Source organism: Luteimonas salinilitoris (assembly GCF_041300785.1).
Taxonomy (GTDB): domain Bacteria; phylum Pseudomonadota; class Gammaproteobacteria; order Xanthomonadales; family Xanthomonadaceae; genus Luteimonas; species Luteimonas salinilitoris.
In genome coordinates this window covers 34716-61269 of record NZ_JBFWIB010000018.1, presented here as the reverse complement: position 1 = coordinate 61269, position 26554 = coordinate 34716, and the positions used below count along the sequence as shown (strand labels likewise).

The window sequence follows — 26554 nt, the reverse complement described above, 5'->3', positions numbered from 1 at the left end:
AATGAACTTGCGGCGGCGCTGCGATCCTGCGATGCACCCGAATTGCCGGGCCGCCGGCTCTGGTTCGTGCCCGGCATGGCCGACCACACCGGCGCCGGCGACGCGATGCGCGGCGAGGAAACCCAGGTGCTGGCATTGCTCGAGCGGCTCGGCCGCGGCCGCCATGTCATCTGCCTGCCCGGCACCCACAGCAAATGGGTGGAGGCGAACGACGGCCGCATCGTCTCGATCGCGACCGCGATGACCGGCGAGCTGTTCGACCTGTTGTGCCGGCACGGCACGCTGGCCGAGCTGGCGCCCGCAGGCGCAGGCCACACCGGTACAGATACCGGCACCGCCGAGGCCGAGGCATTCGACCGCGGCCTGCACGACAGCGCCGCCGACGGCGGCCTGCTGCACCATCTGTTCGGCGCGCGCGCGCATGTACTGTTCGACAGCCTACCCGCCGAGCACCTGTCGGATTATCTCTCCGGCCTGCTGATCGGACACGAAGTCCGCTCGCTGTTGCCCGCCTCGGTGAAGGCCGCCGGCTCTCCGGTGCACCTGATCGGCAACGACGCGCTACTCGATGCCTATACTCGCGCCCTCGCCGCGCTCGACATCGAGACCCACCGTCACTCCGAGCAGCTGGCGGCCGACGGCCTGTCCCTGCTGGCCCGCCGCTGTGGCCTCGCCTGAACGCCCGGCGCGCGCCACGCTGGCCGCTGTGCACCGCCGATCGCGCACATCCGCGGCGATTCACCGCGCGTGTCCGCAGCGGATACCGGCGCGGATGTCACCGCGCAGGTGCAGGCCCTGTCGAACGCCGCAGCTGCAGGGCGTAGGGCACGACCACCATCGCGCCCGCGGCGCGGTCGCGGATCGCCTTGAGCAGTTCGACGCCGGCCAGGCGTCCCATCTCGCGGGTCGGCTGGCGCACCGTGGTCAGCGCCGGATAGATGTGCCGCGCGATCGGGGTGTCGTCGAAGCCGCAGACCGACACGTCGCCCGGCACCGACAGGCCGCGTTCGCAGATCGCGCAGATCGCGCCGGCGGCCATGTCGTCGTTGGCGGCGAAGATCGCGGTCGGCGAGCGCTTCAGGTCCAGCAGGCGGTCGGTGGCGGCGAAGCCCGACTCGTAGGAGAACTCGCCGTCGGCCACCAGCGCGGGATCGAAGCGGATGCCGGCGCGCTTCAGGCCCTCGCGGTAGCCCGCCAGCCGCCAGCCCGGGCCTTGTGCTTCATGGACGATCAGATTATTTGAATATTTCTAACGCAAGAAGCGCGGCAGCACAAATAAGCACCGCCACAAGCGCAATATCTGCCACTCTGGCCAACCTAAGGAGACTTGCACTAACCTTAGAGTCAAAGTCTAAGCAGACACTGGCGAGATATCCAGGTAGATGTATGCAGAAGAAGGAGGCGGGCACACCTTTATGGCGCAGAATCATAAATACGATAATTCGCCCGACGACAGCAATAAGAACGCTGACGGTCAGCACCACCATCAGCGCTAGCACAATTTTCCCATTAGTACTCATCGGCTCGCTTGATCAATCCATGATTCGCTTAAGCGTTGCACGCTCTTGCATCCCAACCCGGTCAAGGCCGTTCTGATCCGTAAAATCGACCACGTAGTCGATCGTGTCATCGCCTAGCTCGAATTCACCGCGAACAAAGCCAGAAACATCTTTCCATTTCGCTAACCAGTACCCATGATCGCCCATGACTTGCAAGTAAGAGATATGAGCGCGCTCCACCTTCGTACTTCCGTTCGCCATCTTTAGCAATAGCTTCATGCTCATGTCGGGGGAAATTTCCAGCACGGCTTCACTCGCACCTAGATCCGAAAGATTTCCCTGAAAACCGTCAGGCGTCAAAAATACGTACCGGACATACTCATATCTCCCTGATATTCGATCAATGCCGCTGGTTTGAGCGACAGCATTCTGCGAGAAGGGAAATCCGGAAAATATGACCCACAATGCAATCGACAGCCCCCCCAACCTCATCGAACTAGCCCGTAAATAGCGATTAATCATAAAGAACCTTCAATGATATAGCGCAGAGTATGCCACTATCTCCTATCACGGCTAAGATCCACGCTCGTCGTCTCAATCTGTTGCTGGCTGACACTTGCCGCAGGTCCCGCACCAAGCCCTCCGCTCAACGACCAAATGCCAGTTCCATTAGATGTTGCACTGACTGTTACCGGCCCTGCCGAAAGGTCTCCTTCCGTAGTTGCGCCGCTGAATGCTTGGATTCCGTCGGCGTTTGTAATGCCACCCGTCAAAGAACCGCCGACGACAGCGCCCAAAACAAAGCCAGGCGTCCCCGATCCATCAATCAAAGACACCGAATCTCCCATAGCTCCAACTGTCGCCGACTTTGTTTGGTAGACATCAACTCCTTTCGGAGAAATCAATACGCCAACGCCAGTCTGCACGTTCCCATTAACTATGGGCGATCCACCTCGAGCTACACCCTCGACCTGGATGAATGCTGATTTTGCCCTGGCTTGCTCTATTCCGGATTTCTGCGCCTGAGAAACTCGCGCCTGCGACGCCATTGCAGCAATGGATTTGGGGTTGAAAGTGCAAGTAGGGCAACGTCCATCCGAATCTGTAAACTTGTATGGATTATTGAATGCGTAAGCGTAACGATTGAAGTACCTGTAGTCGCTAGTTTCATATGCCGTCACTGGATCCATGCTGAGGAACCGCCCGATCACCGGATCGTAATAGCGCTGCTGCATGTACGTCAGCCCGGTCGCGGCATCCTGCACGTGTCCGGTATACGCCGGCCGATCATGGTTGGGCCGGTTGCTCAATGCCCCATAGGGCTCGTATTCGCTGTAGATGACGCTGCCACGCGAATGGCTGCTTCGGGCGACCACGCTGCCCAGTGCGTCGGTGTGCTGGTACTGGGTCACGACCGAATCGGTGTCGCGGTTGTGGGAGCGGATGGCGATCAGGCGGCCGCCCAGGTGGATGTACTGCTCGTTGGCATTGGTGCCGCGGAGGTTGCGCGCGAACATCAGCGTGCCGTCGCGGCTGTACTGGGTGTACTTGGAGCCGCCTATGTAATCGCGCACCCGGCGCCCGTGGCCATCGTACACATAGCTACTGCTCGTGCCGTCCTGACTGGCGCTGCGCAGCCGGTTGCCGAAGTCGAAGTCGTAGCTGGCGCCGGTGCGGCTGGTGATGTTGCCTTGCAGGTCGTAGCCCAGGCTGGTCACCGTCGCCCCGCCCGTGGTGTTGACGATGCGGCTGAGCCGGTTCCGTGCATCGTACTCGTAGGTGTGGTCGCGTGCCGCGCGCATAGCGGTGGCGCCGACCTGAACCCGGCGCAGGTTATCCAGCACATCGTAGGCATAGCGGGCCGTCCCGAACATGTTCGAGTCCACCCGGGTCAGCCGGTTCAGGCCATCGTACGCCATGACACGGTCGCCGCGGTTCCCGCTGCGCGCGTCGCCAATCGCTTCCACGTTGCCGTTGCCGTCGTAGACGTATCTATCATCCATGTACACGGATGAGGCGCCGTAGAAGTCGACGATGCGAGCCGGCAGGCCGCGGGCATTCTGGGTCGTCTTGTGGACGATGCTGTTGCCGTAGGTGAACTGCTTGATCGATCCGTTGGGGTGATAGCTCACATCGGTGGCCCATCCGCCGGCCCGGGTGGGCTGGCCCAGCGCATTGGGCGCGTAGGCCACCGTCACGGCTCCCGGATAGGCATGCGAGGCCAGGTGTCCATTGGCGTTGTAACCATAGCCGATGCCGTAGCTGATGTTGTTCCAGTCCATCGACTCACCGGTCAGCAGCCGGCGCTTGTTGTAGATGTAGTTGTTATAGACCAGACCGCTGCCGACATTGTCGATAAGCACCTGCGCCAATAGGCCGTCCGGGGTATAGCTGTAGCTCGTATTGCCCAGGTTGTCCGGGTAGGTCACGGACGTGAGGCGATTGCGCTTGTCGTAGCTCCGGTCCACGCGCCGGCCCGACGACCAGGCCTGGGTCTTGGCGTCACGGCAACTGATGCCGCTGGGGAGCGTCAGCCCCGCCGCGGTTTGGACCAGCAAGTCGGCCCCGTTGAAGCCGTAGACCGTCGAGCCGGTCTCCGGCTCGGTGACGATGCAGAGCCGCTCTGCGCCGCCGTAGACATAGCGCCGAGCCAGGCTGACACTTCCGTCGGCGGTGCGCCGGGTGATGTAGAGGGGTTTGCCGAACGCGTCGCGTCCGAAGTAGGTATAGGCCCCTTCCGGCTGAATGATTCGGGTGATGAAGTCAGTCGTGGGCTGATCCCAAGCCAAGTAGCGGTAATGCGTTTGATTGCCCCGTGGATCCGTGACACGAGCCTGAAAGCCGGCGAGATACTCTGTCGTCGTTTTCAAGAGCCCTAGTTCGCTGCTTTGCGTCACCGACGTCTGCCGGCCCAGCGCGTCGTACACGGTCCTGGTGCCCGCAGTCGGGTTGTAGCTCGCGCTGGGATAGGAAGCAAAGGTGACCCGACCCTCATGGTCGTAGGCATAGCGGATGAATCGTTCCGTCGCGGCAATGCTGGCGCTGTTGGCATTGTCGTATTCGCGCACGACCAGCGGCCGCCATAGCGCATCGAAGTACGTCACCTTGCGGCTGTCGCCGTTTGCGATGATTTGCCGCCAATGACCCGCCGGAATCCCATAGACGCCTGTTGCTGACTTCGCGAAACTGATTGTCGTTGGGTTCCATGCCACCGTATCGCTCGTCGGATAGGTGATCCGGCTTAGCCGGCCCATGGGGTCGTAGGCGTAGTTGGTGGCGAAGCCGTTCTCGTCGGTGACGCGGGTGATCCAGCCGGAGGCATTGACCGCTGCTGATTGCGACCTCCCATCCGCATAGGTGATCGCGCGCGGAATGCCGCGGTACCAGCTGCCAAGCGTAGTGGTGTTGTTGCCGCCGTCGACGACCGTCCTGATCGTTCCGCGCTGGCCGCTGGCCAGCGAGGCGGTCGTGTCGTAGGTCAGCGTTTGCTTGAGCTGGGTGAAGCTATAAAACCTGATCGGCAACGCATAGGTGGCGTCATAGTCGGTCTGCGAGGCGACGATGCCGTTGACGGTCATCTTGGCCGGCTGGCCCAGGATCCACTTGGGCAGGTTGTCGTGATAAGCGGTGATTTCCGTCTTGCTGGGATTTCCTGCGACCGTGCTGGATTTGGTAACGCTCAATGGGCGGGCGAAGGCGTCAAAAGCGTTGACAGTTGAAACGAATGTCACTCCATCCCGGACGATTGTGGTAGATCGTAACGGCCGCAGCTTATTGGCAAAGAAATTTTGCTTCTGGTGTATGTTGGAGCCGAATGAATCAGGAAACGGCTGCCCTTGCGCATTGGGAACATAGCTCGACACAACGCGGTTAACGACAACACCCGCCTTCTCAGTTCTTACCTCCAGAACCTGTCCGGCGTTTACTTCATAATCGTTGCCAATAATATACCGTGTGACTATATCGTCCGGGCCTGTCACCAATGTTTGCGAGGTGCTGCCGCAACTCGTTGACTGGCACTCCTCTTTCCAGCTCCAGCTGGGCTGATAGAAGTAGCTCCACTGCCGCACCGGAACACCAGGGCCAGATATCTCTTTCGAATAAAGTGAGACAGCTTGATAGGCCTTGGGGACCCCGGAGATCCAATATTCTGAGCCTTGACTACCCTGGCAACTATTAGGCGTTCTGTTTGTGCCGTGGATAAGAGGCCTGACTCGGAAGCTTCCTACCGCTCCCGATGGATGAGTGATAGTTAAAGATCCAGTTTGTGCCTGCGGCGGCGCCTGAGAGGAAGTTCTTCCAGCAACATCAATCTGGCAGCCCTGTATAACCGGTCTTCCGGGCCAGGATAAGCCAACCAAGTTGTCATAGGCATACGTCCAACGTGAATTATCAGGCAAGACCACAGACTTAAGCCCGGCGGAGTCATACTCATAGGCCCACGTTCTCGGCCCACTGACCGCGCTTATCAGTCTGCCACTGCCATCTGAATGATAGTTCAGATCGATTCTCGCACCATCACTTGAGGTAACGGAAAGCAGTCGGTGCGGGTTACTGTCGTAGTTGTAAGCAACCCAGTTTCCAAACCTGTCCTCGACTTTGGTTGCGTAAATGAAGAACTTACGCCTATAAAGTAGCGTCCCAGTCCAACAACCAGCACCTACGTTGCATAACGTGCCATGTATATTTCTTGCCGCCCGACTTGTCATCCAGTTGAATGTGTATTTTGTCCCATCCGGAAGAACGACAAGGAATCCTTCGCCAGCCCCATTGCTAAGGGGAGTGCATGCTGCACGCCAATTGGATCGGGTGACTTTACTGTATGAGGCGCTCGGGCGAGGACCATCTCCAGAGCCTGGAAACAATAACTCTTCACCTTGCCCAGGAATATTGATGTGAACTCCGCTCCAGTAATCCTCGGGCGGGAAATTGGTCCTGGCCGATGACGAGCCCCCTTCACTCAGGGCGTTAGGGGGACGGAGGCCTTCGCTACAGCGATTTTCGTTACCGCTAGAACCTAACCAACCATTTCGCGAGTACGTCCCCATCATGTAGGGCGTATCTAGCTCCCAATATCTTCCAAATATCGTTGTATAGAAACCTGGGCCACCCTCTGTCGCACTTCCCGCGTTGTCGGTGTTAACAACCAGCTTTCGCCCGAGGGTCATTGGAAGGCCGCTATTCGTGGCGATAGTGATATCAGTAACATGAAAGGTCGTCGAGCCGTCCGATAGCGTTGTTTTATCCCCAAACAAATCTGCACTAAGCGACTCAACCGAGGTCACGCCCTTGGTTGTGTGCGCATACAGATCCTCGACCGACACACCCACTGCATGCGCTGCAGTTGGCGCAACTGCAGTGCATGAAATAAGGAAGAAAAATGCAAAAATCCCCTTCATGTTCTTCATATCTATCCCCTGCTCCTTATATTTAGCGGTAACGATAACATCCGCCTTATCCTTATTCCCGGCTGCCCCTCACACGAAAAACCCCTTTCGAAGCCAATGCGTTCAACGGAATTCACTCGATACGAGTTATTCTTTGCCGCCTACCTCTCCAACTTAGCAGGCGAGCCGCGCCGAAAGATCGAGAGAGGATCATTAACCTATTCTCGAGAGCTCACGGGATTGTTGCGCAACAGTGAGCGCGCAGCGCAGGAATTGGCCGCACAAGACAAGTCAATCGGGTCATTATTAACGCTCTCCCGCTCCATCTTCAGCCCGCTGCGGGCCGAACCCCCCATGTTTCCGGCATCAGATTGACGGCCGGCATCCTCATAGCGCTGTCGCGTGATATATCAGCTTTATCGCGGGACGGCAATAGGGATGTTGTTGGATCGTAGGAAGCGCTGGCCGACCCCACCCTTGAGTAACTGCTCGAAGGCCTTTGATGCGTTTGCAGGCCGAACTTCCCGCCCCTCTGCAGCAACCTAGATGATGATCATGTGCACACGATACGCATGCGACTGGGTGTACGCGGGCTTCGCGCGCATGGCGCGCTCCTACGTGGGGGAGCGTCGGACGAACGACGCACTCGTCGCCGCACCGGGGCGGACCTGAGCGAACGGTGCAATCAACGCGCAGGTGCAGGCCCTGTCGAACGCCGCAGCTGCAGGGCGTAGGGCACGACCACCATCGCACCCGCGGCGCGGTCGCGGATCGCCTTGAGCAGTTCGACGCCGGCCAGGCGTCCCATTTCGCGGGTCGGCTGGCGCACCGTGGTCAGCGCGGGATAGATGTGCCGCGCGATCGGGGTGTCGTCGAAGCCGCAGACCGACACGTCGCCCGGCACCGACAGGCCGCGTTCGCAGATCGCGCAGATCGCGCCGGCGGCCATGTCGTCGTTGGCGGCGAAGATCGCGGTCGGCGGGCGCTCGAGGTCGAGCAGGCGATTGGTCGCTGCGAAGCCGGAGTCGTAGTAGAACTCGCCGTCGGCCACCAGCGCGGGGTCGAAGCGGATGCCGGCGCGCTTCAGGCCCTCGCGGTAGCCTGCCAGCCGCCAGCCGCTGGCGCCGTGCGCGGGATGGCCCTTGATGTGGGCGATGCGCCGGTGTCCCAACTGCACCAGGTGCGCGATCATTTCCGACACCGCGTTCTGCTCGTCGACGGTCACGCCGATGCGCCGGTGCGCCTCCATCGGCGAGATGCTGGCGTACGGCACGTCCAGTTCGTCGAGCCGCCGCAGCAGCGCCGGGTCGTCGGTGATCGGCGGGGTCAGCACCACGCCGTCCAGCCGCGACTGGTCGATCAGCGCCTCGACCTTGGCGACGATGTCGCGCGCGTCGTAGACCAGCGGCGCCAGCATCAGGTTGTAGAGGTGCGCCTGGCAGGCGTCGAGCACGCCCAGCTCGACCTCCATCAGGTAGTTGCTGGACGGGTTGTCGTACAGCATCGCCACCAGGTACGAGCGCCGCCCGGCCAGCGTGCGCGCCGACGGATGCGGGCGGTAGCGCAGTTTCTCGACGATCGCCTCGACCCGCTGCCGGGTCGCGTCGGCGACGTTCGGCTCGTGGTTGAGCACGCGCGAGACGGTCTTCATCGACACGCCGGCGGCGGCGGCCACGTCCTCGATGCGGATTCGCATGTTGCCTGGTCCCTGGTCGGTCCCGACCACCGGCTGCGAGTTTGCCAGATGCACGCGCACGGGCATCTCAGCGCACGCGCGGCGGCGGCGGGAGTGGATTCATGGGGGCGCATCCTCCATGCGGGCATCGCCAACGCCATGATCGACGCGGGCCACCGGCGCTTTTCCGTGGTGCAACAAGCACCGCCGGCTGCTTGCGCTATTCTGCACAGATCTTGACAACGCTGTCATCCATGCCACCGGAACAGCCAGCGAACGACTGCGGAGAACACAATTGATGACGACGATCTGGACCCAGCCCCTGTGCATCGGCGTACTGGCCCTGGCGCTGGCCGGCTGCACGCAATCCGGCAACGACACCGACACGGCCTCCGCACCGCCGTCTCCGGCAGCCGACGGCCAGCCGCTGAGCTCCGAGGTCACCCCGGCGCAATGGCCGGACGTGGCCTGGCCGTTGCCGGAGGATCCGGAACTGGAGAACCGGATCGATGCGCTGCTGGCGACGATGACGGTGGAGGAGAAGGTCGGCCAGATCGTGCAGGGCGACATCGCCAGCATCACTCCCGATGACGTGCGCAAGTACCGGCTCGGCTCGATCCTGGCCGGCGGCAATTCCGATCCGGACGGCCGCTACAACGCCAGCCCGGCCGAATGGCTGGCGCTGGCCGATGCGATGTACGAGGCCTCGATGGACACCAGCGGCGGCGGCAAGGCAATTCCGGTGATCTTCGGCATCGATGCGGTGCACGGGCAGAGCAACATCGTCGGCGCCACGCTGTTCCCGCACAACATTGGCCTGGGCGCCACGCGCAACGCCGAACTGATGCGCGAGATCGGCCGCATCACCGCGATCGAGACCCGCGCCACCGGCATGGAATGGGCGTTCGCGCCGACCGTGGCGGTGCCGCAGGACGATCGCTGGGGCCGCAGCTACGAGGGGTACTCGGAATCGCCGGAGATCGTGGCCGAGTTCTCGCCGGCGGTGGTGGAAGGCCTGCAGGGCCGCGTCGGCGACGACGACTTCCTCGGCGAATCGCGGGTGATGGTCTCGGTCAAGCACTACCTCGGCGACGGCGGCACCACCGGCGGCGTCGACCAGGGCGATACCCAGGTCAGCGAGGCGATCCTGCGCGACGTGCACGGCGCCGGCTATCCGCCGGCGATCGCCGCCGGCGCGCAGGCGGTGATGGCTTCGTACAACAGCTTCAACGGCGTCAAGATGCACGGCCACAAGGGACTGCTGACCGACGTGCTGAAGGGGCGGATGAACTTCGGCGGCTTCGTGGTCGGCGACTGGAACGGCCACGGCCAGGTCGCCGGCTGCAGCAGCACCGACTGCCCGGCCTCGTTCAACGCCGGCGTCGACATGCTGATGGCGCCGGACAGCTGGCGCGGCTATTACGAGAGCGCGCTCAAACACGTCGAGTCGGGCGAGATCCCGATGGCGCGCCTGGACGAGGCGGTGCGGCGCATCCTGCGGGTCAAGTTCCGGCTTGGCCTGTTCGAGGCCGGCAAGCCGTCGGAGCGCGCGCTCGGCGGCAAGTTCGAACTGCTCGGCGCGCCGGAGCACCGCGCGGTCGCGCGCCAGGCGGTGCGCGAATCGCTGGTGCTGCTGAAGAACCAGGGCGGCGTGCTGCCGCTGCACCCGAAACAACGGCTGCTGGTGGCCGGCGACGGCGCCGATGATCTCGGCAAGCAGTCCGGCGGCTGGACGCTCAACTGGCAGGGTACCGGCACCACGCGTGCCGACTTCCCCAATGCCGATTCGATCTGGGACGGGCTGCAGGCGCAGGTCGAGACGGCCGGCGGCAACGCCGAACTGTCCGTCGACGGCAGCTACACGCAGAAGCCGGACGCGGCGGTAGTGGTGTTCGGCGAGGATCCCTATGCCGAGTTCCAGGGCGACATCCCGCACCTGCTGTACAAGCCCGGCAACGACGCCGACCTCGAGCTGATCCGCAAGCTCAAGGCCGACGGCATCCCGGTGGTGGCGGTGTTCCTGAGCGGGCGGCCGCTGTGGATGAACCGCGAGATCAACGCCGCCGATGCCTTCGTCGCCGCCTGGCTGCCGGGTTCGGCGGGCGGCGGCATCGCCGACGTGCTGCTGCGCGGCGCCGACGGCGAGGTGCAGCACGACTTCAAGGGCAAGCTCAGCTTCTCCTGGCCGCGCACCGCCACGCAGTACGTCAACAACGTCGGCCAGGCGGACTACGACCCGCTGTTCGCATTCGGCTTCGGCCTGGGCTACGGCGACGACGGCGACCTGGCGTCGCTGCCGGAGGAATCCGGCGTCGACGGCGCGCAGACCGCCGCCAACGTGTACTTCCTCCGCGGCGAGGCGGCCGACGGCCTGCAGCTGCGCCTGGTGGGCGCCGACGGCGACGCCGTGGAGGCGACGCGCTCGCGCGTGGCCACCGGCGACGGCAGCCTGTCCATGGCCGGCATCGACCGCAGCGCGCAGGAGGACGCGCGCCTGCTGCAATGGTCCGGCGACGCGCGGGTCGAACTGGCCGCGGCGCAGCCGCTGGACCTCAACCGCCAGACCAACGGCGACGTGCTGCTGACGATGCTGCTGCGCGTGGACGAAGTGCCGCAGGGCGAGGTGACCCTGGTCGCCGGCTGCGGCGAGGGCTGCGCCGGCGAACTGCCGGTGCGCGAGTGGCTGGCCTCACTGCCGCGCGGCGAATGGGTCCGCGCCGGCGTGCCGCTGAAGTGCCTGCGCGTGGCCGGCGCCGACATGTCGAGGATCGACATGCCGTTCGCGATCCGTTCGGGCGCGGGGCTGACCCTGGCGCTGTCCGAGATCGCCGCCGGCACCGACCCCGACCACCGGCTCGACTGCGCCACCAACTGACCGGACCCGTAGAGCGGAGCTTGCTCCGCTGCCCTCCCGGCTCCGGAGCCCGCATAGCCGAGCAAGCTCGGCTATGCGGGGGGCCACGCACATGCGAGCCGGCTTCGGGCTCCGTAGAGCGGAGCTTGCTCCGCTGCTCCCGGCTCCGGAGCCCGCACAGCCGAGCAAGCTCGGCTCTACGGGGGGCCACGCACATGCGAGCCGGCTCCGGGCTCCGTAGAGCGGAGCTTGCTCCGCTGCTCCCGGCTCCGGAGCCCGCACAGCCGAGCAAGCTCGGCTCTACGGCTGCTCCCGCGACGCTCCGTTGCATCCGTCGCCACGGCCGGCTCACTTCCTCTGGCTACACTCGCCCACTCCCCCCCAGCGGAGCTGGCACGATGATCGACCTGTACTACTGGCCCACCCCCAACGGCCACAAGATCACCCTCTTTCTCGAGGAGACCGGGCTCGACTACGCCATCAAGCCGGTCAACATCGGCAAGGGCGACCAGTTCGCGCCGGAGTTCCTCGCCATCTCGCCGAACAACAAGATGCCGGCGATCGTCGACCATGCACCCGCCGACGGCGGCGAACCGGTCAGCGTGTTCGAGTCCGGCGCGATCCTGCTGTACCTGGCGGAGAAGACCGGGCGCTTCCTGCCCGGTGATGCGCGCGGCCGCATCGAGACGCTGGAATGGCTGTTCTGGCAGATGGGCGGGCTCGGCCCGATGACCGGGCAGTACGGACATTTCCACGTCTACGCGCCGGAGCAGATCCCCTATGCGATGGAGCGCTACCGCAACGAGGCCACGCGCCTGCTCGGCGTGCTGGACAAGCGGCTGCAGGGCCGTGCCTTCATCGCAGGCGACGACTACACCATCGCCGACATGGCCAGCTATCCCTGGACCGACCCGTACGACAAGGCACCGCTCGACCTGACGCCGTTTCCCGAGGTGCGGCGCTGGCACGAGGCCATCGCCGCGCGTCCCGCCACGCAGCGCGCGTATGCGCTGACACGGCAGGTCAATCCGGATGCGGGCAAGCCGCTGGGCGACGAGGAGCGCGAAAAGTTGTTCGGCAAGGCGCCGGCGCGGGCCTGAGCCGGCGCGGCGGCGTTCCCGCGGGCGCGGCGCAGACCCCGGAATCCACTGTCGTAGGAGCGCGCCATGCGCGCGATGCCGCGCCAGGCAGTCTTCTCTGTTGCGGTGAGACAAGCCCCGTCGCCACGGGCGGTGCCAATCAATAGCCAAGCCCATCACGATGGACCAACCCTTCATCTTCTTTGGCTTGAGGTGCGGGCGATTCACTGACACCGCCCGTGGCGACGGGGCTTGCTTCGTCGTAGCGGAAAGGACTGCCTGGCGCGGCATCGCGCGCATGGCGCGCTCCTACGAGGGGCGGCTGGCTGGAGCGTGCCGGTAGACTTGGCGCTTCCGCCCGCCGGGAGAGACCATGCGTCCCCTGCTCACCACCGCCGTCCTGATGCTCGCCACCACCGCCCTCGCCGACGATCGCAAGCTCACCCTCGAGGCCATCACCGGCGATGCGGCGCTGTCCGGGCCCACCCTGACCAAGCCGAAAATCGCGCCCGACGGCTCGCGCGTGACCTTCCTGCGCGGCAAGGACGAGGACCGCAACCGGCTCGACCTGTGGGAGTACCACGTCGACAGCGGCCAGACCCGCATGCTGGTCGATTCGCAGATGCTGCTGCCGGGCGAGGAAACGCTCAGCGACGAGGAAAAGGCCCGCCGCGAGCGCCAGCGCATCGCCGGCTTTTCCGGGATCGTCGACTACCAATGGGCACCGGACGCGCGGCGGCTGCTGTTCCCGCTCGGCGGCGAGCTGTACCTGTACGACCTGTCGAAGTCCGGCGCCGATGCGGTGCGCAGGCTCACCGACGGCGGCGGTTTCGCCACCGACCCGAAGCTCTCGCCCGAAGGCGGCTACGTCAGCTTCATCCGTGAGCGCGACCTGTGGGTGATCGACCTGGCCAGCGGCGAAGAACTCCGCCTGACGGAGGATGGATCCGACACCATCGGCAACGGTGTCGCCGAGTTCGTCGCCGACGAGGAAATGGGCCGCCATACCGGCTACTGGTGGGCGCCGGACGACTCGGCGATCGCCTACGCCCGCATCGACGAATCGTCGGTGCCGGTGCAGAAGCGCTACGAGGTCTACGCCGACCGCACCGAAGTGGTCGAACAGCGCTACCCCGCCGCCGGCGATCCCAACGTGCGGATCGAGCTGCGGGTGATGCGGCTGGCCGATGCCGGCCCGCCGCCGACGCGCGAGGGCAGCATCGATACCGCCGACGGCCCGCGTACGGTGCGGGTGCAGACGCGCATGGGCCCGGCGGCGCCGTTGCGCGTCGATCTCGGCGACGATCCGGACATCTACCTGGCGCGCGTGGACTGGCGCGATCCGCAGCGGCTGACCTTCCAGCGGCAATCGCGCGACCAGCGCACGCTGGAACTGGTCGAGACCACGTTCGCGACCGGCGCGCAGCGGATCCTGGTCACCGAAACCTCGACGACCTGGGTGCCGCTGCACGACAGCCTGCGCTTCCTCGAGGACGGCCGTTTCCTGTGGAGCTCGGAACGCAGCGGCTTCGAGCACCTGTACCTGGCGTCGGAGGACGGCAGCGAACTGACCGCCCTGACCGTCGGCGACTGGCCGGTCGACGAGCTGCTGGCGGTGGACCAGGACGCGGGCCGCGTGTACTTCAGCGCCGGGCGCGAATCGCCGACCGAAAAACAGATCTACGCAGTGCCGCTGGCCGGCGGCGAGATCGAGCGGCTGTCGCAGGCGCCCGGCCTGCACGACGCCAGCTTCGCCAAGAACGCCAGCGTCTACGTCGACAGCTGGTCGAACACGCGCACGCCGCCGCAGGTCGAGCTGTTCCGCGCCGACGGCAGCCGCGTCGCCGCGCTCGTCGACAACGACCTGGACGATCCGGAACACCCCTACGCACCGTTCCGCGAGGCGCACCTGCCGACCGAGTTCGGCACCCTGACCGCCGCCGACGGCCGCACCCGGTTGCACTACAACCTGATCCGGCCGGCCGGGTTCGATCCGGCGCGGCGCCACCCCGTGGTGGTGTACGTCTACGGCGGCCCGGCGGGGCAGACCGTGATCGATTCCTGGCCCGGACGCGCCGACGCGTTCTTCAACCAGTACCTGGCGCAACAGGGCTACGTGGGGTTCTCGCTCGACAATCGCGGCACGCCGCGCCGCGGCGCCGCCTTCGGCGGCTCGCTGTACGAGAAGCAGGGCACGGTGGAAGTCGAGGACCAGGTGGCGGGCGTCGAATGGCTGCGCGCGCAGCCGTGGATCGACGGCGAACGCATCGGCGTGCACGGCTGGTCCAACGGCGGCTACATGACCCTGATGCTGCTCGGCAAGGCGCCCGACGCCTACGCCTGTGGCGTGGCCGGCGCGCCGGTCACCGACTGGGCGCTGTACGACACCCATTACACCGAGCGCTACATGCACCTGCCGGATGCCAACGTCGACGGCTACCGCGAGGCCAGCGTGTTCACCCATGCCGGCGACATCCGCCCGGACAGCCTGCTGCTGATCCACGGCATGGCCGACGACAACGTGCTGTTCACCAACTCGACCAGGCTGATGAGTACCCTGCAGCAGGCCGGCGTGCCGTTCGAACTGATGACCTATCCCGGCGCCAAGCACGGCCTGCGCGGCAAGGACGCGCTGCACCGCTATCGGTTGAGCGCATCGTTCTTCGACCGCTGCCTACACTGAACATCGCGCGCCGGCTCCCGCCTGCGTAGAGCGGAGCTTGCTCCGCTGCTCCCGGCTCCGGAGCCCGCATAGCCGAGCAAGCTCGGCTCTACGGATTGCGGCTCCAGGCCCGCACAACCGAACCGAACCCGGACCCGTAGAGCGGAGCTCGCTCCGCTGCTCCCGGCTCCGGAGCCCGCATGGCCGAGCAAGCTCGGCTTCCGGCGCCCGCACCGGCGGGCAAGGGCCGCCTGCGGATTCGCGACGATCGCCAAGGCCTGCCCGCCACCCGACCTGCGGCCGATTGCCGGGCCGGCGCCTACCCCGGTTCATTCCCGCGCAGCGCTGATCGGCTGCGGGCGCGCGCTCAGCCGAGCCGCGCCAGCATCCTGCGGTGCCGGATCAGCCGCGCCCAGCGCATGCCGATGTCGGCCCAGCACACGTAGACGGCCTCGCCCGCGACGCGCCACAACGCGAGCGGGCGCCAGCGCCAGTGCGGCTCGGCTGCGCACAGCTCCGGCTCGAAGCCGAGCTGGCGCGCCAGCAGCGCGCAGCGCGCGAGGTGGTAGCGGCTGCTGAGCAGGGTGACGGTGCCGAGGGCGATGTCGGCGCGCAGCAGCTCGCGCGCGTTGCGCAGGTTCTGCAGGGTGTCGCGCGAACTCGATTCCAGCTGCAGCGGGACGTCGGCGGCGAGGCCGCGCGCGAACAACGCCGCCTGCGCGAGCTCGGCCTCGCTGATCGCGCCGGGCGGTCCACCGCCCAGCAGCACCAGGTGGCGCGGCGGGCGCTGCTGCCACAAGGCGACGGCGCGGGCCAGGCGCGCCTCGAAGTCGGCGTCAATGCGGCCGCGGGGCGCATGCTTGCCGAACAGCAGCACGCACTCGCCGCGCGCCGGCAGGCACGATGCGTTGCGCGCGATCCGCAGCACGTGGACGAAATAGACCACGTACACCAGGCCCAGGCTGAGCGTGCACGCCGCGGCCGCCACCGTCAGCGCATGCAGGGCGTCGCGGTCGATGAACAGGCGGATGCAGTGGGCGAGGCGGCTGGCCATCGGCGGCGGGGCTCGGCGTCGGGCGGTTCACAGTCTAGCCCGCCGCCGCTCGTATACTGCCGGCCAGTCAGGAACGGAGCGCCGCCCAGTCGATGTCGTTGTCCCCGATTCCGGCGCTGGCGATCCGCGCCTACACCGCCACCACGGCGCTCGGCCACGGCCGCGCCGCACAGGCGACGGCGATGGCGGAACGTCGTGGCGGGCTGCGCCGCAACGACTTCGGCCCGGATCCGCTCGACACCTGGATCGGCCGCGTCGACGGGCTCGAGGACGCGCCGCTGCCGCCGGAATTTGCCGACTGGGAATGCCGCAACAACCGGCTCGCCTGGCTCGCATTGCAGCAGGACGGGTTGCCCGACGCCGTCGCCGCCGTGCGCGAGCGCCACGGCCCCGACCGGGTCGCCGTGGTGCTGGGCACGTCCACCTCCAGCATCGGCGCCACCGAGGAAGCCTACGCGCGCCTCGAGGACGACGGAGAGACCGCCGGCAACCGCCGCTTTCCCGCCGACCTCACCCGCCCGGTCGTGCACCAGCCGCACTCGCTGGGCGATTTCGTCCGCCACGCCACCGGCCTGCGCGGGCCCTGCGTCACCGTCGCCACCGCCTGCTCGTCCAGCGCCAAGGTGTTCGCGCAGGCGGCGCGGCTGATCCGTGCCGGCATCGTCGACGCCGCCCTGGTCGGCGGCGTCGACACGCTGTGCGGCAGCGTGCTGTTCGGCTTCAACGCGCTGGGGCTGGTGTCGGCGCAGCCGGCGCGGCCTTTCGACCTGGCCCGCGACGGCCTGTCGCTGGGCGAGGCCGGCGGCTTCGCCGTGCTCGAGCGCGGCGACGATGCCCCGCTGCTGTTGCGCGGCTACGGCGAATCCAGCGACGCGCACCACATGTCGGCGCCACACCCGCAGGGACTCGGCGCGCGGATGGCGATGCAGGATGCGTTGCAGCGCGCCGGGATCGCCGCCGGCGCGGTCGGTTATCTCAACCTGCACGGCACCGCCACCCCGGCCAACGACGCGATCGAGGCGCAGGCGGTGGCCGCGGTGTTCGACGACGCTCTGCACGCCGGCTCGACCAAGGGCTGGACCGGGCACACGCTGGGCGCCGCGGGGATCATCGAGTCGGTATTCGCGTTGCTCGCGCTGGAGGACGGGCTGCTGCCCGGCACGCTCAACAGCCGCGACCGCGATCCGGCCTGCGGTGCGCAGATCCGCTTCGACAACGCGCGCAACCGGATCCGCTACGCGATGAACAACTCCTTCGGCTTCGGCGGCAACAACTGTTCGCTGCTGTTCGGTGCCGCATGAGGGCCTGCAGCGCACGCATCGCCGGCGTCGGCTTCTGGAGCGACGGCCTGCCCGACTGGCCGGCCGCGCGCGATTTCGCCGCCGGCGGCGCGCTGTCGGACGACGCCGCGCGCAAGCCGTCGCCGCGGCTGCTGCCGCCGAACGAACGCCGCCGGGCGCCGGAATCGGTCGCGGTCGCGCTGCAGGTCGCACTCGCCGCCTGCGAGGCGGCCGGGCGCGACCCGAAGGCGCTGCCGTCGGTGTTCGCCTCGGGCCACGGCGATTTCGCCATCACCGACTACATGTGCGAAACCCTGGCCAGCGAGCCGCGCGCGATCTCGCCGACCCGCTTCCACAACTCGGTGCACAACGCCGCCGCCGGCTACTGGACCATCGGCACCGGCTGCATGATGACCACCACCGCGATCAGCGCCGGCCGCGCGACTTTCGCCGAAGGCCTGCTGGAAGCGCTGGTGCAGCTCGACGACGGCGCCGACGCGGTGCTGCTGGTCGCCTACGACACCACCGCGGTCGGGCCGCTGGCGGCGATGAGCGGCAGCCGCGGCCTGCTCGGCGGCGCCCTGGTGCTGGCGTCCAATGATGATCGCGGCGACACCGGCCCGCGGCTGCGCGCGACGCTCGTCGACGCCACGGCCCCGGCGGGCGCCGGCCCGCTGGCATCGCTGCGCCGCGACAACGCAATGGCGCCGATGCTGCCCCTGTTCGACGCACTGGCCGCGCGCGACCACCTGGTCCTGCTCGATGCCGGTCCCGGACGCGCGCTGCGCGTGGAGATCGATCATGCCTGAGAATTCCGTCCGCCTGCATCGCGGCAACGTCGCCGTGGTCATTCCCGCGCTCAACGAATCGCTGCGCATCCGCGAAGTGGTCGAGGGCGCGCTGGCACAGTGCGATCGCGTGATCGTGGTCGACGACGGTTCCGACGACGGCACGTCCGAGTGCATCGCCGGCCTGCCGGTCACCCTGCTGCGGCATCCACGGCGGCTGGGCAAGGGCGCCAGCCTGCGCGACGGTTTCCGCGAGGCGCTGCGCCAGGGCGCGCGCGCGGTGCTGACCATGGACGGCGACGGCCAACATTCGGCCGAGGACATCCCGCGGCTGCTCGACAGCGCGAACCGCCACCCCGGCTGCGTGATCATCGGCGCGCGCCTGCGCAAGCGCCGCTGCCAGCCCTGGCACCGGCGCCTGGGCAACGAGTTCGGCGACTGGGGCATCGCCTGGGGCTGCGGTTTCCGCATCGTCGATTCGCAGAGCGGGCAGCGGCTGTATCCGGACGCCGTGTGCGCGCTCGAGAACGTGCCCGGCGAAGGCTTCGTGTTCGAGGCGCAGATGCTGATCTCGGCCGCGCGCTGCGCCGGTGCCGGCATCGTCTCGCTGCCGGTGGAGTCGCGCTACGCCACGCCCGGCGAACCGGCGCAGTTCCGCAAGAGCCATTTCCGCCTGTGGCGCGACCTGTACAACATCACCTCGCATGTCGTGCTACAAATCTGGCGCCAGGGCGACATGCTCCACGCCTATCGCCGCGCGCGCGCCACGCCGCCGGTGATCGACGATCCCGACGGCGAGTTCGCAGGCGCTTCCCTTCCGCAGGATTCGCACCAGGCAGGTTGATATGGACGGCGCCGCTCCCGGCAACGACATCGACGTTCTGATCATCGGCGGTGGACTTGCGGGGCTGACACTCGCCCTCCAGCTGCGCCAGCGCGACCCGGCGCTGCGGGTCGCGGTACTCGAGCGCAAGGCGCATCCGGTGCCCGAAGCCGCGCACAAGGTCGGCGAGTCGACGGTCGAGATCGGCGCGCACTATCTCGCCGACGTGCTCGGCCTGCGCGGGCACCTGGAAACCAGGCAGATCCGCAAGTTCGGCTTCCGCTTCTTCTTCTCGGACGGGCGCCAGGACATCGACCGCTGCACCGAGGTCGGCGTCAGCCGGCTGCTGCCGACGCCGTCCTGGCAGATCGACCGCGGCCGTTTCGAGAACTTCCTCGGCGTGCAGGCGCGCGCGCTCGGCGTACGCTTCCACGACGGCGCCGTCGTGCGCGAAATCGGCATGGCCGTCAGTGGCAGCGATGCGCCGCACGCGGTGACCTTCACGCAGCCCGGCGGCGAGCGCACGCTGCGCGCGCGCTGGCTGGTCGACGCCAGCGGCCGCGCCGGCCTGCTCAAGCGCAAGCTCGGCCTGGCGCAGGCCAACGACCACGACGTCAACGCCGCCTGGTGGCGGGTCGACGGTTGCGTCGATCCCAACCTCTGGTCGGAAGACCCGGCGTGGATCCAGCGCTGCACGCCGCCGGACCGCTGGCGCTCGACCAACCACATGTGCGGGCCGGGCTACTGGTTCTGGCTGATTCCGCTGGCTTCCGGCGCGCATTCGCTGGGAATCGTCTGCGACGCGAAGATGCATCCGCTGGAGACGATGAATACCCACGCCAAGGCGATGGACTGGCTGCGCGCGCACCAGCCGCGGGTCGCCGCCGCGCTCTCCGGCGGCGAACACGCGCTGCGGGATTTCCTGTTCCTGCGCCATTTCTCCTACGGCTGCAGGCAGGTGTTCTCCGCCGACCGCTGGGCGCTGACCGGCGAGGCCGGGCTGTTCCTGGATCCGTTCTATTCGCCCGGCACCGACTTCATCGCCATCGCCAACACCTACATCTGCGACCTGATCGAGAAGGACCGCGCCGGGCAGTCGTTCGCACCGTACGCCGACCTGTACCAGCAGCTGTACTTCTCGTTCTACGAGAACACGCTCACGCTGTACCAGGGCCAGTACCCGCTGTTCGGCGACTCGCAGGTGATGCCGGTCAAGGTGATCTGGGACTACACGTTCTACTGGGCGCTGCTGGGGCCGCTGTTCTTCGGCCGGCGCATGACCGACGTCGCCATGTTCGGGCGCCTGCGCCCGGACTTCGCCGAAGCCGGCATGCTCAACCGCGCCATGCAGGCGTTGCTGCGCGAGTGGGGCGAGCGCAACGACGGCCGCGCGCCGCCGCCGGGACGGCTGCTCGACCAGTACGGGATCGACTGGTTCCACGAGATGAACCGCGCGCTCAACGACGTGCTCGACGACGACGCCTTCGCCCGCCGCATCGGCGACAACCTGGCGCGGATGCGCTGGCTGGCCACCGAGATCCTGGCGCAGGCGCGGCGCGTGCACGCCGGCATCGACGCCCACGGCCTCGACGGCCTGCTAGGACAGCCGGACCCGCCGCCGCCCTCGCTGGCGCCGCCCTGGTACGCCGACGCGGCATGAGGCTCCACGGATCGACGCGGACCGGCGCATTGACCGTAGGAGCGCGCCATGCGCGCGATGCCGCGCCAGGCAGCCTTCTCCGTTGCGGCGAGACAAGCACCGTCGCCACGGGCGGTGCCAATCAATAGCCGGGCCCTTCACGACGGACCAACACCGCACCCGTTGGCTCCAGGTGCGGGCTATTCACTGACACCGCCCGTGGCGACGGCCCATGCTTCACTGCGGCGGAAAGGATTGCCTGGCGCGGCATCGCGCGCATGGCGCGCTCCTACGAGGCAAGGGGCTGATGCCGCTTATTCCTCCGGCGGCGGCGGCGCGGTTTGCGGCGGCGGGTTCGGCACGTAGATGGCGATGCCGCTGGCGTGCTTCTGCCGCGGACTGATGTTCACGCCGACGCCGGCGCCGCTGAAGCTGCTGCCGCCGACGCGGCCGCCGCCTGCGCCGACGCTCACGCCGCCGCCGCCGTAGCCGTCGGCGCTGCCCTGGAACAGCACGCCGTTGGCGCCGAGGCTGGCGGCCTCCTCGCGCAGCTTGCGCAGGACCGAATCGGTCTTGTTCTGCTCGCCGTAGGTGAACGCGCCGCTGGCGGTCTCGAGGATCGCGATCTCCTCGTAGCCGCCCGGCGGCGGACCGTGGTAGATGCGCACCTGGGCCGGATCGATCGGCGGCCGCGGGGTGCCGGTGAGGACGTGGGACGTGGCGCAGCCGGCCGCCGCCAGCGCGACCAGCAGCAGGAAGAAAACGCGGAAAGCTCGCATGTCTGGGGTCCTCACGACTGGGACCCGGGCATCATCGCCCAGGTCATCTGAATCCTGCGTGCATGTCGGCCGGCCGGCGTTGCGCCCGGTCGATCATGCCCTATTCCCCGTCCACCTCCGGCGCCTGGCTGATGGAGCCGCCCACCGCCTGCGCATGGTTCTGCCGGAGGTATTCGCTGATCATCGTCGATACCCGGATCAGCATGGTCTTGTCGGTGGCGCCGAACGACCAGGCCGCGCCCATCGCGACCGGCAGCGCGTCGAAACGCTGAAAGCTGTTGAGCGGGAGCGACGGCGGCGGATTCTCCGCGTCGGGCTCGTACATGGGCGCATCGCCCGCGAAGACGGCGGTCGGCAGACAAGCCAGGGCGAAGGCGAGCGCCGCCGCGGAGCGGATCGAAAGCATGGTATTCCCCCTAGTGATGACGGCGGCTCGCGGCCCGCGGCTACCCCATGCCGCCGTTGATGCCGATCACCTGGCCGTTAATGTACCCGGCCGCATCCGAACAAAGAAAGCCCACCAGCGCGGCAACCTCGTCCGGCGTGCCGGCACGCGCCGCCGGCACCATCTGCTTCACCTGCTCGGGCGGGAACACCTTCGCGGTCATGGCGCCGGCGATCACCCCGGGCGCGATCACGTTGACGCTGATCCCGCGCGAGGCCATTTCCCGCGCCAGCGACTTCGAGGCGCCGTGCAGCGCCGCCTTGGCCGCGGCGTAGTTGGCCTGGCCGCGGTTGCCGAGCACCGCGGCCACGCTGGAGACGCTGACGATGCGGCCCCAGCGGGTCCGCGCCATCGGCAGCAGCAGCGGCCGGGTGACGTGGAAGAACCCGTGCAGGGACACGTCGATCACCCGCTTCCACTGCGCGTCGGACATGCCGGCCATCGGCGCGTCGTCGTGGACACCGGCGTTGTTGACCAGCACCTGCACCGGGCCACCCTCCAGCAGCGCCTGCAGCGCGGCGGCGGCGGCTTCGCCGTCGGCGACGTCGAAGGCGATCGCCTCGGCGCTGCCGCCGGCCTCGCCGATCGCGGCCACCACCGACTCGGCGCGGTCCCGGTTGGCGTTGGCATGGACGATCACGTGCAGGCCATCGGCGGCAAGGCGGTGGCAGATCGCGCCGCCGATGTCGCCGCTGCCGCCGGTGACCAGCGCGCGCCTGCGAGTCGTCGAAGTCATGCCGCGATGCTAACCCGCCGCGGCGCGGGGCGGGACCGCCGGCCCGGACGTCCACGGCCACGACTTCAGTGCGGCAGTTCCTCGATCATCGTGCTGCCGTCGGCCTCGTAGAACCGCAGCGCCGGATCGCCGTCCGCGCCCTCGACGGCGGCGCCCAGGCGCCGGTTGCCGCGGGCATCGTTGAACTGCAGCAGGCTCTGGTCCTGCGCCTCGTCGGCCGGGAACGACACGTTGCCCACGGTCATGCGCGCCACCCCGGCCGGATGGTCGGCGTTGAACGCGTCGATCCGCCGCTGCCGCTCGTCCTCCGGCAGGCCCTCGATGTCGACCAGCAGGTCCAGGTAGTCCTGGATCGGCCAGTCCGGCGTGTCCCAGGTCTTGATGGTCGCGCCCTTGACGCTGCCGTAGTCGAGCGCGTCGATGGCGAAGAGCTGGTCCTGGTCGTAGCCGTCGAAGCTCAGGTGGCCCCAGCGCGAGATGTTGCCTTCCGCATCCTTGCGGCCGCCGAAGGTCAGGCCGCCGCTCTCGGTGCCCTCGGCGTCGAAGAACAGCGCACCGGCGGTGTCGGACGCCTTGCGGTTGGTGAAGTCGGGGTATTCATGGCCCTTGACGATGATTCCCGGGATGCGCCGGGTGTTGCTGATCACCATGCGCAGGGTGCCGTCGGGTTCCACCACGTTGATGCGCTGGACGGTCACGGTATCGAAGCGCGGGTTGCCGCGGGTACCGGTGAAGCCGGCGAGCAGGGCGGCGATCACGCCGAGCGTCAACACGCCCGAGTAGGCGACGAGGCATTTCTGGCCATCGAGTTTCATGCTGGACTCCTGGATGCGGGAAATTTCCGCACCGGCGACCCGGTGCGTTCGCGGGAGGAGACGGCAATGCAGCGGGACCGGCACGGAACCTCCCGCGCACGACCTTAGGCGGGATGGGCCGGCCGTTCTGTGCAGCAGTCCTCGTGCGGATCGCCGGATGCGCGGATCGCGCCGGCGGTCACGGTCGATCGGAGAACGCGTTCCGCGGCTCCAGCAGCGGGAGCACCACCGCGGCACGTCCCTCGGCGAGCGGCGTTCCACGGTGGAGCAGCCGGAAGGCGTACTGCTGGCTGGCGGCCGTTTCGGCCAGCGCCTCGGCCTCGCATTCGAGCAGGCCGGGCAGGTCGTCGATACGCGCCAGGTGCAGGCGCACGTCGCGCAGGGCCACCAGCAGGCCGGGCGGCGCGGCCCCGCCGCGCGCGCGCAGTCCGCCGTGTACCGCCATGGCCTGCGCGCCGTACTCGCACAGGTGCACGGCATGCAGCCGGCCATCGCTGCGCAGCGGGTGCTCCGGCGCGCGGTGGCTGCCGGTGCGCAGCCGGATGCGCGCCGCATCCCAGTCCAGCACCTCGTCCCAGAGGCACATCGTGCCCTGGTGCGGGACCAGCGCGAGGATTTCGTCGCGGCCGATCATGCCGCGTCTTCTCCCGCGATCCCGGGACGATCTGCCGGGGAGCGCGCCAGCAGCAGCGCCAGCACGAAGTTCGCGACCACGCCGATGCCCACCGTGGTGCCGATGGCGCGCAGCACCGGGATCGACGAGAGCGCCAGCAGGCCGAACACCAGCGCGGTCATCGCCGCGCACACCAGGATCCCGTGCAGGGTGCGCAGGCGCGCTTCGGCAACGCCCCCGGCGCGCTCGAAGAACAGCGCGTAGTCGAGGCCGAGGCCGGCGGCCAGCACCAGCGAGACCAGGTGGAACAGATTGAGTTCGATCCCGAAGCCGCGCAGCAGCGCTACGGTCAGCAGCAGGGTCAGCGCCATCGGCAGCAGCACCCGGCCCACCCGGCGCGGCGAGCGCAACGCCGCCCAGACCGTCAGCGCCAGCAGCACTGCGGCCAGCGCCAGCGCTCCCAGGACCCGGCCGCGCCAGGCCGCCACCAGCGCCTCGGACGTCTCCTTGAAGTCGAGCAGCCGGGCGCCGCTGCCGGCGGCCATGGCCGCCACTGCGTCCGGGTCGCGCAGCCCGCCCAGGGTGACCAGCGCGGTGGCGCCTTCCGCCATGTCCAGCAGCAGGCCCGACACCGGCGCCTCCAGCGGGGTGCCGGCGAGATCACCGAGCCGCAGCGGGGGCGCATGGCGCGCGATCGCGACGTCGGCCACGAACGGCTCGAACGCATCTGGCCGGAACGGGGTGCCGGCCAGCGCCTCGTCGAGTGCGGCGCGCAGGGCATCGGGCGCGGGCAGGCGCGCCTGGCGCGCGCGCTGCGTGGCGGCACTGGGCAGGTAGCGCGCGGCGGAGTCCCAGCCGGCGATGGCGCCGTCGGCCACCAGCGCATCGAGCGCCGGCTGCAGCCGCTCGAGTGCCTGCAGCGCGCCCTCGGCATCCCCCGCCCCCAGCGCCAGCAGGTAGCGCACGTCCGGTGCGCCGAGTTCGCGGCGCAGGCGTCCGTCCTCGGCCAGCGCCGCCTCCGGCACCGGCGTCAGCCGCGAGAGGTCGTTCTGCCAGAAATCCCCGGGGGCCAGCGCGGCGACCGCCGCGCCAGCGAGCGCCAGCGCGGCCAGCAGCGCCGGCGCCGCGCGTGGCCGCGGCAGCGCGTCGATGCGCGTGCCCAGGCGGCGCAGCCACGGCGACGTCGCGACGTCGCGGCGGTCCGGCTCCAGCAGCCGCGGCAGCAGGAAGCGCGTGGACAGCGCAGCTGCCAGCAGGCCGGCGACCGTGAACACCGCCAGCTGGCGCAACCCGTCGACGCCGGAGACGAAGAAGGTCAGGTAGGCGATGCAGGTCGACACCACGCCGGTCAGCAGGGTCGGCCAGATGCCGCGCGCCACCGCCACTGGCGATCGTCCCCCGCGGAGATGGCTGAACAGGTGCACCGGGTAGTCCTGGGCCACGCCGATCAGGGTGAAGCCGAACGCCAGGGTGATGCCGTGCATCCCACCGAACAGCAACGCCACCGCGGCCACCCCGGCCAGCGCCGCGGTCGCCAGCGGCAGCACCCCGAGCAGCAGCAGGCGCCCGCTGCGGTAGGCGAACCAGAACAGCAGCACCAGCCCCAGCGATCCGATCGCGCCGATCCGCACCGCCTCGCCGGCGGTGCGGCTGCCGATCTCGACCGAGAATGCGCCCGGCCCGGTCATCGTCAGGGCGCTGCCGGAATCGCCTGCGGCAACGGCGAACGCCTCGCGGATCGAAGTCACCACCGTCGCCTGCGCGCCCGGGTCGAAGCCGGCCGCGCCGGTGCGCACCAGCAGCAGGGCCTCGCTCCCGGCGCGGTCGAACCAGACCCCGTGCCGGCGCTGCGGCGCCGCCGCGGGTTCCCAGGCCTCGGCCAGCACCAGGGTTTCGAGGGTCGGATCCGCAGGCAGCAGCGGCTCGACCAGCGAGGCCGCGGGCGAGCCGAGGTCCTGCAGCCGCGCCTGCAGCTGCTCGCGCAGGAAGTCCGCATCCAGCACCTGGTCGTCGAGGGTTGGCGAAAGCAGGTAGCGATACGGGCGCAGCCGCTCCGGGATCGCCTCCAGTCCCGCGTCGTCCGCGCCGTTGGCGACCAGGTCGACGTGCCGGTCCTGCCGCAGCGCCGTCGCCAGCGCGCGCGACTGCCGCGCGAGCGCCTCGGGCGCGGCGCCCGACAACGACAGCAGCAGCAGGCGCGAACCGGGGCCGTCGCCGAGCTCGTCGATCAGCAGGCGCTGCTCCGGCGTGCGCGGCTCGGGCATGAAGGCGCGCAGGTCCCCGGACAGCTGCAGCCGCTGTCCCGCCCAGGCGCCGGCCAGCGCCAGCAGCGCCAGCCACGCCAGCGCGAGCGCCAGCCTAGGCCGCATCGCGATTCCGTAGAGCCGAGCTTGCTCGGCTGCTCCCGGCTCCGGAGCCTGCGTAGC

Annotated in this window: 20 protein-coding genes; 8 read left to right on the top strand and 12 right to left on the bottom strand. The window is 68.0% G+C overall.

Annotated elements, in window-relative coordinates:
- The coding region (locus AB5T46_RS18445; RefSeq protein WP_370565546.1) for a 2-dehydro-3-deoxygalactonokinase at positions 1 to 678 on the top strand (678 nt) is incomplete at its 5' end.
- 97 nt (positions 679 to 775) lie between these two features.
- On the opposite strand, the gene AB5T46_RS18440 is transcribed toward AB5T46_RS18445, so the two are convergent.
- From AB5T46_RS18440 to AB5T46_RS18420, 5 genes are all read right to left on the bottom strand, one after another.
- A complete protein-coding gene (locus AB5T46_RS18440; protein WP_370565551.1) occupies positions 776 to 1231 on the bottom strand; it encodes a substrate-binding domain-containing protein in 456 nt (151 codons plus the stop codon).
- Between the two features lie 4 nt (positions 1232 to 1235).
- The gene (locus AB5T46_RS18435; protein WP_370565545.1) at positions 1236 to 1520 is read right to left on the bottom strand and encodes a hypothetical protein; all 285 of its coding nucleotides are present in this window, start codon (positions 1518 to 1520) and stop codon (positions 1236 to 1238) included.
- A gap of 12 nt (positions 1521 to 1532) precedes the next feature.
- Complete coding sequence (locus tag AB5T46_RS18430) at positions 1533 to 2021, bottom strand: hypothetical protein (protein ID WP_370565544.1); 489 nt, start codon at positions 2019 to 2021, stop codon at positions 1533 to 1535.
- A 35-nt stretch (positions 2022 to 2056) separates the two neighbouring features.
- The gene (locus tag AB5T46_RS18425; protein WP_370565543.1) at positions 2057 to 5479 is read right to left on the bottom strand and encodes an RHS repeat domain-containing protein; all 3423 of its coding nucleotides are present in this window, start codon (positions 5477 to 5479) and stop codon (positions 2057 to 2059) included.
- Positions 5480 to 7571: 2092 nt separating this feature from the next.
- Positions 7572 to 8582 (bottom strand): LacI family DNA-binding transcriptional regulator, encoded by a 1011-nt coding sequence (locus AB5T46_RS18420; protein WP_370565542.1) that lies wholly within the window; start codon positions 8580 to 8582, stop codon positions 7572 to 7574.
- A 277-nt stretch (positions 8583 to 8859) separates the two neighbouring features.
- Between AB5T46_RS18420 and AB5T46_RS18415 the strand changes: the two genes are divergently transcribed.
- From AB5T46_RS18415 to AB5T46_RS18405, 3 genes are all read left to right on the top strand, one after another.
- Positions 8860 to 11436, top strand: a complete 2577-nt coding sequence (locus AB5T46_RS18415) for a glycoside hydrolase family 3 protein (protein WP_370565541.1) — start codon at positions 8860 to 8862, stop codon at positions 11434 to 11436.
- A 377-nt stretch (positions 11437 to 11813) separates the two neighbouring features.
- Positions 11814 to 12515 (top strand): glutathione binding-like protein, encoded by a 702-nt coding sequence (locus AB5T46_RS18410; protein WP_370565540.1) that lies wholly within the window; start codon positions 11814 to 11816, stop codon positions 12513 to 12515.
- 352 nt (positions 12516 to 12867) lie between these two features.
- Entirely contained in the window at positions 12868 to 15177 is a 2310-nt protein-coding gene (locus tag AB5T46_RS18405; RefSeq protein WP_370565539.1) for a S9 family peptidase, read from the top strand.
- Positions 15178 to 15523: 346 nt separating this feature from the next.
- Here AB5T46_RS18405 and AB5T46_RS18400 read toward each other — a convergent pair whose 3' ends face one another.
- Positions 15524 to 16210 (bottom strand): YdcF family protein, encoded by a 687-nt coding sequence (locus AB5T46_RS18400; protein ID WP_370565538.1) that lies wholly within the window; start codon positions 16208 to 16210, stop codon positions 15524 to 15526.
- 92 nt (positions 16211 to 16302) lie between these two features.
- Here AB5T46_RS18400 and AB5T46_RS18395 point away from each other — a divergent pair, with 92 nt between their 5' ends.
- From AB5T46_RS18395 to AB5T46_RS18380, 4 genes are read left to right on the top strand one after another with little or no spacing between them, the layout of a single operon-like run.
- On the top strand, positions 16303 to 17511 hold the full coding sequence (locus tag AB5T46_RS18395) for a beta-ketoacyl-[acyl-carrier-protein] synthase family protein (protein WP_370565537.1): 1209 nt from the start codon (positions 16303 to 16305) through the stop codon (positions 17509 to 17511).
- A complete protein-coding gene (locus AB5T46_RS18390; RefSeq protein WP_370565536.1) occupies positions 17508 to 18299 on the top strand; it encodes a beta-ketoacyl synthase chain length factor in 792 nt (263 codons plus the stop codon). The genes AB5T46_RS18395 and AB5T46_RS18390 overlap by 4 nt, the downstream gene beginning before the upstream one ends.
- Positions 18292 to 19122 carry a glycosyltransferase family 2 protein gene (locus tag AB5T46_RS18385; RefSeq protein ID WP_370565535.1) on the top strand — a complete coding sequence of 277 codons (831 nt, stop codon included), beginning with the start codon at positions 18292 to 18294 and terminating at the stop codon, positions 19120 to 19122. Before AB5T46_RS18390 ends, AB5T46_RS18385 begins: the two co-directional genes overlap by 8 nt.
- A 1-nt stretch (position 19123) precedes the next feature.
- Positions 19124 to 20761, top strand: coding sequence for an NAD(P)/FAD-dependent oxidoreductase (locus tag AB5T46_RS18380; protein WP_370565534.1), 1638 nt, complete (start codon positions 19124 to 19126; stop codon positions 20759 to 20761).
- Positions 20762 to 21054: 293 nt separating this feature from the next.
- Here AB5T46_RS18380 and AB5T46_RS18375 read toward each other — a convergent pair whose 3' ends face one another.
- The 6 genes from AB5T46_RS18375 to AB5T46_RS18350 form a co-directional block, all read right to left on the bottom strand.
- Positions 21055 to 21519 carry a hypothetical protein gene (locus AB5T46_RS18375; protein ID WP_370565533.1) on the bottom strand — a complete coding sequence of 155 codons (465 nt, stop codon included), beginning with the start codon at positions 21517 to 21519 and terminating at the stop codon, positions 21055 to 21057.
- Between the two features lie 100 nt (positions 21520 to 21619).
- A complete protein-coding gene (locus AB5T46_RS18370; RefSeq protein ID WP_370565532.1) occupies positions 21620 to 21925 on the bottom strand; it encodes a hypothetical protein in 306 nt (101 codons plus the stop codon).
- A gap of 40 nt (positions 21926 to 21965) precedes the next feature.
- A complete protein-coding gene (fabG, locus tag AB5T46_RS18365) occupies positions 21966 to 22700 on the bottom strand; it encodes a 3-oxoacyl-ACP reductase FabG (RefSeq protein ID WP_370565531.1) in 735 nt (244 codons plus the stop codon).
- Between the two features lie 65 nt (positions 22701 to 22765).
- Entirely contained in the window at positions 22766 to 23515 is a 750-nt protein-coding gene (locus tag AB5T46_RS18360) for a hypothetical protein (protein ID WP_370565530.1), read from the bottom strand.
- 178 nt (positions 23516 to 23693) lie between these two features.
- Positions 23694 to 24149 (bottom strand): phosphotransferase, encoded by a 456-nt coding sequence (locus tag AB5T46_RS18355; RefSeq protein WP_370565529.1) that lies wholly within the window; start codon positions 24147 to 24149, stop codon positions 23694 to 23696.
- Complete coding sequence (locus AB5T46_RS18350) at positions 24146 to 26497, bottom strand: MMPL family transporter (RefSeq protein ID WP_370565528.1); 2352 nt, start codon at positions 26495 to 26497, stop codon at positions 24146 to 24148. Before AB5T46_RS18350 ends, AB5T46_RS18355 begins: the two co-directional genes overlap by 4 nt.
- Positions 26498 to 26554: the final 57 nt, after the last annotated feature.